Below are 12,842 nucleotides of genomic sequence, written 5' to 3'. Positions count from 1 at the left end.
TCGTCAGCGACGCGGCGGGGCGACACTCTGACGGGCGACCAGAGTCGGGGCGACGGTCTGCCGCAGCGCCCCACCGGTGCCCGACTCGATCTGGGACAGCAGCATCTGCAGGCTCGCCCGCGCCACCGCGTCGAAGTCCGGTCGGACAGTGGTCAGCGGCGGAATGAAGTACGCCGCCTCCGGCACGTCGTCGAAGCCGACCACGCTGATCTCGTCCGGCACCCGCCGGCCGAACTCGTGCAACGCCCGCAGCACGCCCAGCGCGAGATGGTCGTTGGCGGTGAAGACGGCGGTGACCTCCGGCATCCGCGCCAACATCTGCCCGCACCGGTAACCCGACGCCGCGGACCAGTCCCCCGGCATCGGCGGCGGCGGATCCAGCCCGGCGGCCAGCAGCGCCTGCCGCCAACCGTCGATCCGGCCGACGCTGTCGAACCAGTCGGTCGGCCCGGAGACGTGCCAGACGGTGCGGTGCCCGGCGTCGAGCAGGTGTTGGGTCGCCGCCCGGGCGCCCGCCACCTGGTCGACCGTCACCAGCGGCACCGGCCGGCTCGGGTCACCGTCGACCGTCACCAGCGGGACATCCTTGGGCAGACGCTCCAGCGCCTCACCGGCCGACTCGACCGGGGCGATGACCACGATGCCGGCGACCCGGTGCGACAGGTGCCGCTCCACGGCCGCCGAGATGGAACGGTGGTCCAGGTTACGCACGCTGCCGACGCTGACCGCGAAACCCTCTTCGGCGGCGGTCTGCTCCAACGCGGCCAGCAGCGACGCCGGCCCGTAGAGCGTCGTGTTCTGCGCAACCACACCGATGACCTGTGATCGACCGGTCACCAGGGCGCGTGCCGCGCCGTTGGGGCGGTAGCCGAGTTCGGCGATCGCCGCCCGCACCCGAAGCCGGGTCTGCTCACGGACGTTGGGGTGCCCGTTGAGCACCCGTGACACCGTCTGATGGGAGACACCGGCGAGACGAGCAACGTCCGTCATCGCGGGACCGTGGACGGCCATTTCACTCCCCCCGCTACATCGCCGGTCCCGCGGCCCGTCGACGTCGACTGGAGCGGCCCGGCCCGATCCCCCTCGCTCAGCCACCACGCCGGTGCTGAATCCCAGGTGACCAGCGCTGGATCGCCGACAGTCTACGCCAGCAACGGCCTTGAACACGGCACGGCTCTGCGGGGACTGCGCGACGCGCCGAGCCGGACAACGCGGCGCCCACCCGGAGTACGCGGCCAGTCGGTCCGGGGCACGGCCCTGATGTGGCACGCCGGCCTGCCCTCGCTCCTGGACAGAGCGTGGAGCAGGCCGGCGAGGACCTGACGCGGTGGCGCGGACTCGACATACCGGCCGGCATGCGTTGCCAGCGCCACCGGTCAGACCGATCGTGCTGTGACTGGTGTCACGGGGTCGTCAGGTCGAACCGCCGCACCGTGACCGCGCCGCCGAGCGCCTGCGTCGCGTGGTTGAAGATGGCGAACCGGTAGCCCATGAAGAACTGCCAGTTGTTGGCCAGCGTCAGGGCGTTGCCGAACGAGGTGAAGTTGACCCCGTCGGTGCTGTACGAGAAACGGGCCTGCCGGCCGGAGCCGGGTCTGATGTCGGCGTTGGCGCGCAACCAGATCCGGCCGCCGGAGACGGTGGTGCTCGCCACCTCGCTGCCGGTGCTGGTGGTGTTCCAACTGCCGTCCATCGTCAGGCCGTTCTGCATGACCAGCCGGGTGGACCCGTTGTCGCGTCGGACTCCGATCCAGGCCGACGAGTTGCGCAGCACCGCCAGGCCGGTGCGATCACCGTCGCGCATGGTGGAGTAGTCCAACTCGATGGTGGCGGTCGAGGTGGGGCCCTGGATGCGGTGGGTCAGCGTGTTTCGCGCCTTGTACAGGTCGCTGGTGACGGTGGCGGTCTGCAGGTTCAGCCCGTTGTTGACCGACCACTTGCTGTTGTCCGGGTTGTGGTTCCACTCCCACTGCGGGCCGAGGGTGGTGCCGGCGAACGTGTCGGTGCCGGTGAGCGGCTTGACCGCCCGGGGCGGCGCGGGCAGGTTCGGCTTCGGATACGAGCTGCCCCACGTGCCGTTGACCGTCTGCAGCACGGGCCAACCGTCGCCGGTCCAGGTGATCGGGGCCATGGCCGGCATCCGACCACCGGGGTACGCGTCGACGAAGGACATGTAGTACCAGTCGCCGTTCTGGGTCTGCACCAGCCCACCCTGGTGCGGCACCCCGCCACCGGAGATCGGGCCGGGCAGATTGAGCAGCACCTGACGCTGCTCATACGGGCCGAACGGGCCGTTCGTCGACTTCAGCACGTACTGGCCGTTGGCCGGGCGGGTGAGCCAGATGTAGTAGGCGCCGTTGCGCTTGTAGAAGCGGGCGCCCTCCAGCGTCCCGATGCTCGACGGCGTCGTGTACACCTGCTGGGCACGAACCTGGGACTTCCCGTCCGCGGACAGCTGCGCCACGCTGATGGTGCCGTTGCCGTACGCCACGTACATGGTGTCGTTGTCGTCGATCAGCAGCCCCGCGTCGTAGTAGCAGTTGGGGATGGTGGCGTGCTTGCTCCAGGCGCCGTCGACGGCGGACGCGGTGTAGATGTGGGTCTGCGCGAAGTCGATGCACCCGGCCCAGTAGTACGTCCGGTTGCTCGGCCGGTAGTTCAGCGTCGACGCCCAGATCCCGTCGACGTACGCGTTACCGCCGCTCATGTCGTACTTCGACCCGAAGTCGAGGCGGGGCACGGAGTGACCGGCGAACTCCCAGTTGACCAGGTCGTACGAGCGCAGGACCGGCGCGCCCGGCGAGTAGTGCATGGTGGACGCCGACATGTAGTAGGCGTTGTCCACCCGGATGATGTCGACGTCGGCGAAGTCCTGCCAGACCACCGGGTTCGAGTACGACGTGCCGGGGGTGCCGGGGTCACCGCCGCCCACCTGGACGAGCTGCCACTGCTGGTTGTTGCCGCCCCAGTCGTCGTACTGCACGATGTTGCCACCGTCGGCGGTCGACGCGCCCTGCACCTCCATCACCTTGTTGCTGTTGCGGTTGATCAGCCGGACGTAACCACCGGCCGAGTCCGCCAGCCGGAACTGCTGGTTGGTCCCGTTGCCGTCGGACCACTGCACGATCGACGCGCCGTTGGCGGTGGAGAAGTTGGAGACGTCGAGCACCTTGCCCGAGTGCCGCGACTTCAGCCGGTAGTAACCACCACCGGAGTCCACGAACTGCCACTGCTGCCAGGCACCGTCGTTACGCGCCCACTGGGTGATGCGCGCACCGTCGTTCGTCGCCTGGTTGTAGACGTCCAGCGCCTTGCCGCTGTTGCGGTTCACCAACACGTAGTAGGCGTTGGTGTCGACCGTCGCCGCTGACGCGGCGGTCGGCGCGACAGCCGCCAGGGCGCCGCCGACCACCACCGCGACCGCGGCGGCGACGAGTCGGGACAGCCGACCACGCCCCCGCGCTGGTGTTCTCCAGGGAACCCGACCGATGGCAACCATGATCCTCCTTTGACGCTGCGTTCCGAACGGCCCGGGTCGGCATCCACGGCACTGGGCGGTGTGCCGAGCTGGCCTGATCGCGGAATGTGATCGTTAACATCACTCATCGTGGTCCGAGGCACTGATCTATCGAACACGGGGAGAGAAGTGATCGCGGCCAGACCAGCCACAGACATCGACCGTCTTGGTTATAGACTGTGAGCGATAACACGGCCTTAGTCAAGACGTAACCCAAACGGCTCGTGACCGTGCTAGCGGATACGCAAACGGGTGGCCCGCCCCCTGCCCGAGGGATGTCAGGCAGGGACGGACCACCCGTCCGGGGCGCGGCCGAGCCGCGCGAATCAGAAGCCGCGGGCCAGCCGGTAGTAGGCCTGGTTCCAGCGCAACTCGTCGGCGAAGCGGCGAGGTTCCGTGGCGGCGTCGATGACGACCAGCTCGGTGCGGCTCATCTCCGCCAGATCGTGCAGCTCCTCCACGCCCACCGCCTGCGACAGCACAGTGTGGTGCGGGGCGCCCGCGGTGATCCACGCCTCGGCCGAGACCGGCAGGTCGGGGCGCGGACGCCAGACCGCGCGGGCGACCGGCAACCGGCGCAGCGGTTGCGGCGGGGCCACCACGTCGATCTCGTTGGCCACGAGCCGGAAGCGCTCCCCCATGTCGGCCAGCCCGAGCACCACGGCCGGACCGGGTGCGGCGTCGAACACCAGCCGGACCGGGTCCTCCCGGCCACCGATGCTCAGCGGGTGGATCTCCACGTTGGGCACGTCGGAGGCGATGGTCGGGCAGACCTCCAGCATGTGGGCGCCGAGCACCAGCTCGTTGCCCGGGGTGAGGTCGTAGGTGTAGTCCTCCATGAACGACGTGCCGCCGCTCACGCCCACCGACATCGCCTTGAGGGTGCGGACCAGGACCGAGGTCTTCCAGTCGCCCTCGCCGCCGAAGCCGTAGCCATCCGCCATCAGCCGCTGTACGGCGATGCCCGGCAGCTGACGCAGCCCGCCGAGGTCCTCGAAGTTCGTCGTGAAGGCCCGGAACCCGCCCGCGTCCAGGAAGGCGCGCATGCCCAGCTCCACGCGCGCGGCGTACCGCAGCGAGTCGTGCTGCTCGCCGCCGGGCAGCAGCTCGCCGACGATGCGGTAGGTGTCCTCGTACTCCTTGACCAGGTCGTCCACCTGCGCGTCGGTGACCTCGCCGACCACCTCGACCAGGTCGTTGACGCCGTAGGTGTTGACCGAGACCCCGAACCGCAGCTCGGCCTCGACCTTGTCGCCCTCGGTCACCGCGACGTCGCGCATGTTGTCACCGAAACGGGCCAGGCGCAGCGACCGCATCGCCGACCAGCCCAGCGCGGCGCGCGCCCACGCCCCGATCCGAATGGTCACCCGCGGGTCGCTGACGTGCCCGGCCACCGTCTTGCGGGCCACCCCCAGACGGGTCTGGATATACCCGAACTCGCGGTCGCCGTGGGCGGCCTGGTTCAGGTTCATGAAGTCCATGTCGATGTCGTTCCACGGCAGCAGAACGTTGGCCTGGGTGTGCAGGTGCAGCAGCGGCGTCTGCAACGCGTCCAGACCGGAGATCCACATCTTGGCCGGCGAGAACGTGTGCATCCAGGCGATGACCCCGACGGCACCCTGAGCGGCGGCGTCCCGGCAGACCTGCAGGATCTCACCGCTGTTGGTCAGGACGGGCTTCCAGACCACGCGGGCGGGAATCTGCGGCGAGTCGTCGAGCGCGGCCGCGATCTGGCGGGACTGCTCGGCCACCTGGCGGAGCGTCTCCTCGCCGTACATGCCTTGGCTGCCGGTGAGGAACCAGATCTCGGGTTCGGTGTGTGGTGCCATGGGGTTGCCTTCCGCGAGAGGGGCGGTCACTTGTAACGGATTCCGATGAGGCGCTGCAGGAGGATGAACGCGAAGAGCAGACCGCCAATCACGATCTTGGTCCACCAGGAGTTGAGGCTCCCATCGAAGGTGATGAGGGTCTGGATCACGCCCAGGACCAGCACGCCGAGCACCGTGCCGAAGACGTAACCCGCGCCGCCGGTGAGCACCGTGCCACCGATGACGACGGCGGCGATGACGTCCAGCTCCATCCCCACGCCGATCAGCGGCGCGCCGGAGAGGGTGTAGAAGGACAGCAGGATCCCGCCGATGGCCGAGCACAGCCCACTGATCGTGTAGACGGCGATCCGGGTCCGCCCCACCGGCAGGCCCATCAGCAGCGCCGACTGCGGGTTTCCGCCGATGGCGTACACGTTGCGTCCCAACCGCGTGTAGGCCAGCGTGTACGCGGCGATGGCGACCACCACGAAGGCGATCAGCACGCTGATCGACACGAAGTTGCCCCGGGGGTCGCCGATCCGCTCCTGGGACATCGAGGTCCAGAACCCGTCGGTGATCGGGATCGACGCGCCGGAGATGAAGGTGCACATGCCCCGGGCGAAGAACATCCCGGCGAGTGTGACGATGAACGGCTGGATCTCGAAGAAGTGGATGACGCAGCCCATCAACAGGCCGAGCGTCGGGCCGATGAGCAGGGCGATGACCAGCACCAGCGCCGCCGGCATGCCGTCCTGCAGCAGCGCGGCTGACACCATCGCCGTCATGGCGACGACCGACCCGACCGACAGGTCGATGCCACCGGTGAGGATCACGAAGGTCATGCCCACCGCGACGACGAGCAGGAAGCCGTTGTCGATGAAGACGTTGAAGATGACCTGGACGTTGGAGAACGCCGTGTACTGCGAGACGCCGATGCCGTACATCACCAGCAGCAGGGCGAGCGTCGCCAGGACCGGTATCTGCTTCCTCGGCAGCCGGAACCGGGTACGACCGGCGGTAAGCGTTCCAGTGGTCATGCCGGCACCTGCTCCTTCGGCTTGTCGGCGATGGTGGCGGGCGGCGGGGCGTTGCGCCTACGTCGGCTGAACCGGGCCCGGAAGGCCGGTGCCTGGATGAGGCAGACGGCGATGACGACGACCGCTTTGAACAGCAGCGAGGTCTGCGGTGAGATGTCCATGGCGTACACCGTGGTGGTCAGGGTCTGGATGATCAACGCGCCGATGATCGTGCCGCTGAGGAAGAACCGGCCGCCGGCGAGGGACGTACCGCCGATGACGACCGCGAGGATCGCGTCCAGCTCGACCCAGAGACCGGCGGCGTTGCCGTCGGCGCTGGAGACGTTGGCCGTCATCATGAAACCGGCGACCGCGGCGCACGCGGCGCTGATCACGTACGTCAGGAAGATGACCCGGCCGGACCGGATGCCGGCGAGCCGGCTGGCCATGGCGTTGCCGCCCACCGACTCGATGATCATGCCGAGCGCGGTGCGACGGGTGAACGCGGCGACGAGCAGGGCCGCAGCGAGCGCGATGAAGATGGCCAGCGGCAGGGTCAACGCGTGGCCCAGGCCGATCGCCCGGTACGGCTCGGAGTTGATGGTGATGATCTGGCCCTCGGTGATCAGCTGGGCGAGACCCCGCCCGGCGACCATCAGGATCAGGGTGGCGATGATCGGTTGGATACCGATCACGGCCACCAGCACCCCGTTCCAGGCGCCGAGCACCAGCGAGACGCCCATCGCCATCGCGAGGGCGGTCACCACCACGCCAAGGCTGTTCTGGTCGGGCTGCTTGCTGATGTACATGCAGGCGATCGCGCCGCTGATCGCGCAGAGCGAGCCCACCGACAGGTCGATGCCGCCGGTCGAGATGACCAGGGTCATGCCCAGCGCGACGAGGATCAGCGGTGCGCTCAGCCGCAGGATGTCGATCGGCGTGCCGTACAGGTGCCCGTCCTTGAGCTCGATGGACAGGAACCCGGGCCGGTAGATCGTGTTCGCGGCGAGCATGACGAACAGCACGGCGGCGGGCCAGAACAGCCGGTGACCGATCATCGTCCGATAGCGGCTCATGGTGTCGTTCATCGGTCTGCCTCCTCCCGGTGGGATCCGCTGGCGATGGTCTGCATGATGCGGTCGGCGTCCAGGCTCTCGTCGTTGGCGAGCTGCGCGACCATCTGCCGGTCCCGCATCACGGCCACCTTGTGGCTGAGGCGCAGCACCTCCTCCAGCTCGGCGGAGATGAACAGCACCGCCATGCCCCCGTCGGACAGCTGCGTCACCAGCTTCTGGATCTCGGTCTTCGCGCCGATGTCGATGCCCCGGGTCGGCTCGTCGAGGATCAGCAGTCGTGGCTCGGTGATCAGCCACCGGGCCAGCAGCACCTTCTGCTGGTTACCGCCGGAGAGGTTGCGTACCGGCACCTCCGGGTCGGCGGGCCGGATGTTGAGGGCCTTGACGTACTTGTCGACCAGCTCGTCCTGACGGCGCCGCGGAATGGGCCGCAGCCAGCCGCGGGCGGCCTGCATGGCGAGGATCATGTTCTCGCGGACCGACAGGTCCGCGACGATCCCCTCGGCCCGGCGGTTCTCCGAACAGAAACCCACGCCGTGGTCGATGGCCTGCGCGGGGGTGCGCAGGCTGCTCGCCGTGCCGTCGATCGCTACCTGACCGCCGTCGGTCTTGTCGGCGCCGAACAGCAACCGCGCGACCTCGGTACGCCCCGAGCCCAGCAGGCCGGCCAGGCCCACCACCTCGCCAGCGTGGATGGTGAGGCTGAACGGCTCGACCGCACCCGCCCGAGCGAAGTTCGACACCGCCACCAGGGGGGTGCCCTCCTCCAGGGCGGCCAGGTCCCGCCGGGAGTGCTCCTCGATGCCCTCCAGGACGTCGAGTTCCTTGCCGATCATCTTTTCGACCAGGGAGAGCTGGGGCAGCTCGGTGGTGAGGTACTCGCCGACGAGCCCGCCGTTGCGCAGCACCGTGATCCGGTCGGCGATCTCGTAGACCTGGTCGAGGAAGTGGGTCACGAACAGGATCGCGATGCCCTCGTCGCGCAGTTGCCGCATGATGCGGAACAGCTGCGCCACCTCGCCGGCGTCGAGGCTGGACGTCGGCTCGTCCAGGATCAGCACCCGGGCCTTGATGTCGATCGCGCGGGCGATGGCGACCATCTGCTGGATCGCCAGAGAGTACGAACCGAGTGGCGCGCTGACGTCGAGGTCGAGGTCGAGGCGGGCCAGCAGGGCTCGGGCGCGGCGGCGAACCTCACCCCAGCGGACGGCGCCGAGGCGCCGAGGCTCACGGCCGATGAAGATGTTCTCCGCCACCGAGAGGTTGGTGCAGAGGTTGACTTCCTGGAAAACGGTGCTCACACCGGCGGCGGTCGCCTGCATCGGCCCGGTGAACGACACGGGCTCGCCGTCGAGGGTGATCGCGCCCTCGTCGGTGTCGTAGACGCCGGTGAGCACCTTGATGAGGGTGGACTTGCCGGCGCCGTTCTCGCCCATCAGGGCGTGCACCTCGCCGGGGAAGAGCCGGAAGTTGACGTTGTGGAGTGCGCGCACCCCGGGGAAGGACTTGCTGATCCCGGTCATCGTCAGGACCGGACGGCTATCCGTCATCCCATCAGACCTCTTCTGGGTTGTCGACACGGAAGGGCCGCCACGCTCCCGCCACGCCCGCCCGGTCGGCCCTGGGGGCCGCTCGGGCGGGCGTGGTACGGGGTCGTCGCGGGCCGAGCCCGGTCCGTTTCGGGTAGGGAAGCGACGCGGCGGGGCCGCCACGCGAACGCGGCGACCCCGTCGTCGATCAGTACTTACGGTTGGGCAGAGCTTCCTTGGCCTGCTCGGTCGTGAAGGTGGTCTCCTCGGTCTCGATCCGAGGCGGCACCTCCTGGCCCGCATGGACCTTCTTGGCCAGGTCCATCAGCTGCGGGCCGAGCAGCGGGCTGCACTCCGCGATGAAGTTGAACTTCCCGTCGGCGAGAGCCTGCATGCCGTCCTTGACGGCGTCGACCGTGATGATGGTGATGTCCTTGCCGGGCACCTTGCCGGCAGCGGTGATCGCCTCAAGCGCGCCCAGACCCATGTCGTCGTTGTGCGCGAACAGCACGTCGATCTGCTTGTTGGCCTTGAGGAACTGCTCCATGACCTGCTTGCCGCCGGCCCGGGTGAAGTCACCCGGCTGAGAAGCGATGATCTTCAGGTTCGGGTTGGCGGCGATCGCCTCACCGAAGCCCTTCTTGCGATCGTTCGCCGGCGCCGCACCGGTGTTGCCCTGAAGCTCGACGATGTTCACCGGGCCCGAGGCGCTCTTCTTCTGCTCGACCAGCCACTCACCGGCGAGCCGGCCCTCCTTGACGAAGTCCGAGCCGAGGAAGGTCTTGTACAGCGACTTGTCGGCCGAGTCCACCGAGCGGTCGGTCAGGATGACCGGGATGTCGGCGTCCTTGGCCTCCTTGAGCACGGTGTCCCACCCGGACTCCACCACCGGCGAGAAGGCGATCACGTCGACCTTCTGCTGGATGTAGTTGCGGATCGCCTTGATCTGGTTTTCCTGCTTCTGCTGAGCGTCGTCGAACTTCAGCTCGATGCCCGCGGCGGCCGCGGCCTCCTTGATCGAGGTGGTGTTCGCGGTACGCCACCCGCTCTCCGCACCGACCTGGGAGAAGCCCATCGTGATCTTGCCGTCGTCCTTGGTCCCGCCGCCGCCGGTGTCGCTGTTGCCGCAGGCCGCCACGCCGCCGACCAGCAACACGCTGGCGAGGACCGCGGCAGCGCGCCACGGAGCGGACTGCGTTCGCATCTTTCCCATCGAATCTCCTTGGCTGGATGTGGTGGGTAACCGCGCCAACCGCCGAGGTGCGAAAGAGCGGTGTACGCGGGTGGTGCGTGCTGGTGCGTCGTGGTGCAGACCGACGGGTCCTGGATGGTCGGTGCAGGGTCAGGAACCCGCTGGTGCGACTGGTTGTTGGCCGTAGACGTTCTGGTAGCGGTCGTAGAGCGAGTCGATGTCGGCCTGTGCCATCGGGACCGGTTGCCCGAGGGTGTGGGCCAGGTGCGCGGTGCGGGCCACGTCCTCGCACATCACCGCCGCCTTGACCGCCGCGCGGGCGTCGCGGCCGATGGTGAACACGCCGTGGTTGCGCATCAGCACCGCGGGCGAGCGGTGCCCGGCGAGCGTGGCGACGATGCCCTTGCCGATGTCGTCACCGCCGATGAGCGCGAACGGACCGATCGGGATCTCCCCACCGAACTCGTCGGCCTGCGCGGTGAGGTGGCAGGGGATCGACTCCCCACAGGCGGCCCAGGCGGTCGCGTACGAGCTGTGCGTGTGCACCACCCCGCCGACCTCGGGCATGGCCCGGTAGACATAGGCGTGGGCGGCGGTGTCGCTGGACGGGGCGAAGTCGCCCTCGACGAGTACGCCGTCGAGGTCGCACACCACCATCGTGGCCGCGGTGAGGTCGTCGTAGCTCACCCCACTCGGCTTGATCACCATCAGATCCTGGCCGGGGACCCGCGCGGAGACGTTGCCGGACGTCCAGGCGACCAGGTTGTACCGGGTCAGCTCGGCGTGCAGGCGGGCGACGGTCTCGCGCAGCTCGCCGATCTGTCGTTTCACCTCGGCGTTCACGCCACCACCTCCAGCGGGGCCTCGTGCGTGGTCGCGGCGGTCTCGACCGCCGCGTTGCGGATCGCCCGCAGGCGGAGCATGACGTCGTTGCCGCCGCGACCGAAGTGGTCGTGCAGCGCCCGGTACTCGGCGTAGAGGGCGTCGTAGGCGCGGGCCCGCTCGGGGTCCGGACGGTAGACGGCCTCGTGCACCCGACCCATCGCCTGCGACGCCTCGTGGATCGAGGGGAACTCACCGGCGGCGACGGCGGCGTGGATCGCCGAGCCCAGTGCCGGCCCCTGCGCCGAGGCGATGATGTTCAGCGGTCGCCTGGTCACGTCGGCGTAGATCTGCATCAGCAGCGCGTTGTTGGTGAGACCACCGGCGATCACCAGGTCGTTCACCGGAACTCCGGCGTCGACGAACGCCTCGATGATCATCCGGGTGCCGTACGCGGTGGACTCCAGCAGGGCCCGGTAGATGTCCGCTGGCCGGGTGGCCAGGGTCATCCCGACGATCAGCCCGCTGAGGTCGTGGTTGACCAGCAGGGAACGGTTGCCGTTCCACCAGTCCAGGGCGATCAGGCCGTGCGCGCCGACGGGCTGACTCGCGGCCAGCTCGGTGAGGCGTTCGTGCGAGTCGATGCCGGCCGGAGCGGCGTGCTCGACGAACCAGCCGAAGATGTCGCCGACGCCGCTCTGCCCGGCTTCGTAACCCCACGCGCCGGGGCTGATGCCGCCGTCCACCACACCGCACATGCCGGCCACCTCGGCGACCTCCGCGCCGTTGACGACGTGGCAGGTCGAGGTGCCCATGATGGCGACCAGCCGACCCGGCTCCACCGCCTGCGCGGACGCCGCGGTGACGTGCGCGTCGACGTTGCCGACGGCCACCGCGATCCCCTCCGGCAGGCCCGTCCAGGCGGCGGCCTGGGCGGTGAGCGCCCCGGCCCGGGCACCGAGGGGCAGCAACGGACCGTCCAGCTTGGTCACGAAGTCCCCGAAGTTGGGGTTGAGCGCGGTCAGGAAGCCCTCGGAGGGGTAGTGACCGTCCTGCAGGATGCCCTTGTAACCGGCCGTGCAGACGTTGCGGGTCTCGGTGCCGCAGAGCTGCCAGACGATCCAGTCGGCCGCCTCGATGAAGCGCTCGGCCCGGTCGTAGACCTCCGGGTCCTCCTCCAGGATCTGCAGGCCCTTGGCGTACTGCCACTCGGCGGAGATCTTGCCGCCGTACCGGCCGATCCACGGCTCGGCCCGCTCGTGGGCCAGCGCGTTGATCCGGTCGGCGTGCGGCTGCGCGGCGTGGTGCTTCCACAGCTTGACCCAGGCGTGCGGTCGGTCGCGCAGCTCGGGCGTCTCACACAGCGGGGTGCCGTCGGCGAGCGTCGGCAGCACGGTGCAGGCGGTGAAGTCGATGCCGATGCCGACCACCGCCGCCGGGTCCACCCCCGCGGCGGACACCGCCGCCGGGACGGCGTACCGCAGCACGTCGCGGTAGTCCTGCGGGTTCTGCAGGGCCCAGTCCGGGGGCAGGGTTCGGCCTCCCGGAAGCGCCGTGCTGATCACGCCATCGCCGTACTCGTGCACCGCGGTCCCCAACTCGGCACCATCGCCGACACGGACCACCAGAGCTCGCCCGGACAGGGTGCCGTAGTCGACACCGACGACGTAGCGGTCGTCAGCTCCGTCCACACGGTTCATGTGTTCACCTCCACCGTTAACGGGGATAGTGTTAACGCTCACATCCAGGCTCGTCAAGACATCTACCCGCAACAGCTCCGTAACGGAACGCGGAAGGCGGACCGACTCGGGAGGGTAGATAGCGGATCGGCGCAAACCGCGCCATTCCGGCCTTAACTACGGCAGCCATCCGACGAATGGGG

Annotated in this window: 9 protein-coding genes; all 9 read right to left on the bottom strand. The window is 68.9% G+C overall.

Annotation, left to right across the window (positions count from 1 at the left end):
• Window positions 1-3: 3 nt before the first annotated feature.
• The 9 genes from AC5L30_RS07370 to araB all read right to left on the bottom strand — a co-directional run bounded on the left by AC5L30_RS07370 (window position 4) and on the right by araB (window position 12,660).
• Complete coding sequence (locus tag AC5L30_RS07370; RefSeq protein ID WP_494866159.1) at window positions 4-990, bottom strand: LacI family DNA-binding transcriptional regulator; 987 nt, start codon at window positions 988-990, stop codon at window positions 4-6.
• A gap of 412 nt (window positions 991-1,402) precedes the next feature.
• Window positions 1,403-3,499 carry a family 43 glycosylhydrolase gene (locus tag AC5L30_RS07365; protein ID WP_494866158.1) on the bottom strand — a complete coding sequence of 699 codons (2,097 nt, stop codon included), beginning with the start codon at window positions 3,497-3,499 and terminating at the stop codon, window positions 1,403-1,405.
• Window positions 3,500-3,843: 344 nt separating this feature from the next.
• Entirely contained in the window at window positions 3,844-5,346 is a 1,503-nt protein-coding gene (gene araA / locus AC5L30_RS07360; RefSeq protein WP_494866157.1) for an L-arabinose isomerase, read from the bottom strand.
• 26 nt (window positions 5,347-5,372) lie between these two features.
• Window positions 5,373-6,362 carry a galactofuranose ABC transporter, permease protein YjfF gene (gene yjfF, locus AC5L30_RS07355; protein WP_494866156.1) on the bottom strand — a complete coding sequence of 330 codons (990 nt, stop codon included), beginning with the start codon at window positions 6,360-6,362 and terminating at the stop codon, window positions 5,373-5,375.
• Entirely contained in the window at window positions 6,359-7,429 is a 1,071-nt protein-coding gene (locus tag AC5L30_RS07350) for an ABC transporter permease (RefSeq protein ID WP_494866155.1), read from the bottom strand. The genes yjfF and AC5L30_RS07350 overlap by 4 nt, the downstream gene beginning before the upstream one ends.
• Window positions 7,426-8,967, bottom strand: a complete 1,542-nt coding sequence (locus tag AC5L30_RS07345; protein WP_494866154.1) for a sugar ABC transporter ATP-binding protein — start codon at window positions 8,965-8,967, stop codon at window positions 7,426-7,428. Before AC5L30_RS07345 ends, AC5L30_RS07350 begins: the two co-directional genes overlap by 4 nt.
• Before the next feature lie 187 nt (window positions 8,968-9,154).
• Window positions 9,155-10,159 carry an ABC transporter substrate-binding protein gene (locus AC5L30_RS07340; protein ID WP_494866153.1) on the bottom strand — a complete coding sequence of 335 codons (1,005 nt, stop codon included), beginning with the start codon at window positions 10,157-10,159 and terminating at the stop codon, window positions 9,155-9,157.
• 129 nt (window positions 10,160-10,288) lie between these two features.
• Window positions 10,289-10,981, bottom strand: a complete 693-nt coding sequence (locus tag AC5L30_RS07335; RefSeq protein ID WP_494866152.1) for an L-ribulose-5-phosphate 4-epimerase — start codon at window positions 10,979-10,981, stop codon at window positions 10,289-10,291.
• Window positions 10,978-12,660 carry a ribulokinase gene (gene araB / locus AC5L30_RS07330; protein ID WP_494866151.1) on the bottom strand — a complete coding sequence of 561 codons (1,683 nt, stop codon included), beginning with the start codon at window positions 12,658-12,660 and terminating at the stop codon, window positions 10,978-10,980. Before araB ends, AC5L30_RS07335 begins: the two co-directional genes overlap by 4 nt.
• Window positions 12,661-12,842 lie beyond the last annotated feature (182 nt).

This window comes from Micromonospora sp. BQ32 (genome assembly GCF_059358895.1).
This window is presented reverse-complemented; position numbering and strand designations above follow the sequence as displayed.

Coding starts and splice junctions, on each gene's coding strand:
- araA (WP_494866157.1), bottom strand. CDS start 5,346: ATGGCACCACACACCGAACCCGAGATCTGGTTCCTCACCGGCAGCCAA.
- AC5L30_RS07370 (WP_494866159.1), bottom strand. CDS start 990: ATGACGGACGTTGCTCGTCTCGCCGGTGTCTCCCATCAGACGGTGTCA.
- AC5L30_RS07340 (WP_494866153.1), bottom strand. CDS start 10,159: ATGGGAAAGATGCGAACGCAGTCCGCTCCGTGGCGCGCTGCCGCGGTC.
- yjfF (WP_494866156.1), bottom strand. CDS start 6,362: ATGACCACTGGAACGCTTACCGCCGGTCGTACCCGGTTCCGGCTGCCG.
- AC5L30_RS07345 (WP_494866154.1), bottom strand. CDS start 8,967: ATGACGGATAGCCGTCCGGTCCTGACGATGACCGGGATCAGCAAGTCC.
- araB (WP_494866151.1), bottom strand. CDS start 12,660: ATGAACCGTGTGGACGGAGCTGACGACCGCTACGTCGTCGGTGTCGAC.
- AC5L30_RS07350 (WP_494866155.1), bottom strand. CDS start 7,429: ATGAACGACACCATGAGCCGCTATCGGACGATGATCGGTCACCGGCTG.
- AC5L30_RS07365 (WP_494866158.1), bottom strand. CDS start 3,499: ATGGTTGCCATCGGTCGGGTTCCCTGGAGAACACCAGCGCGGGGGCGT.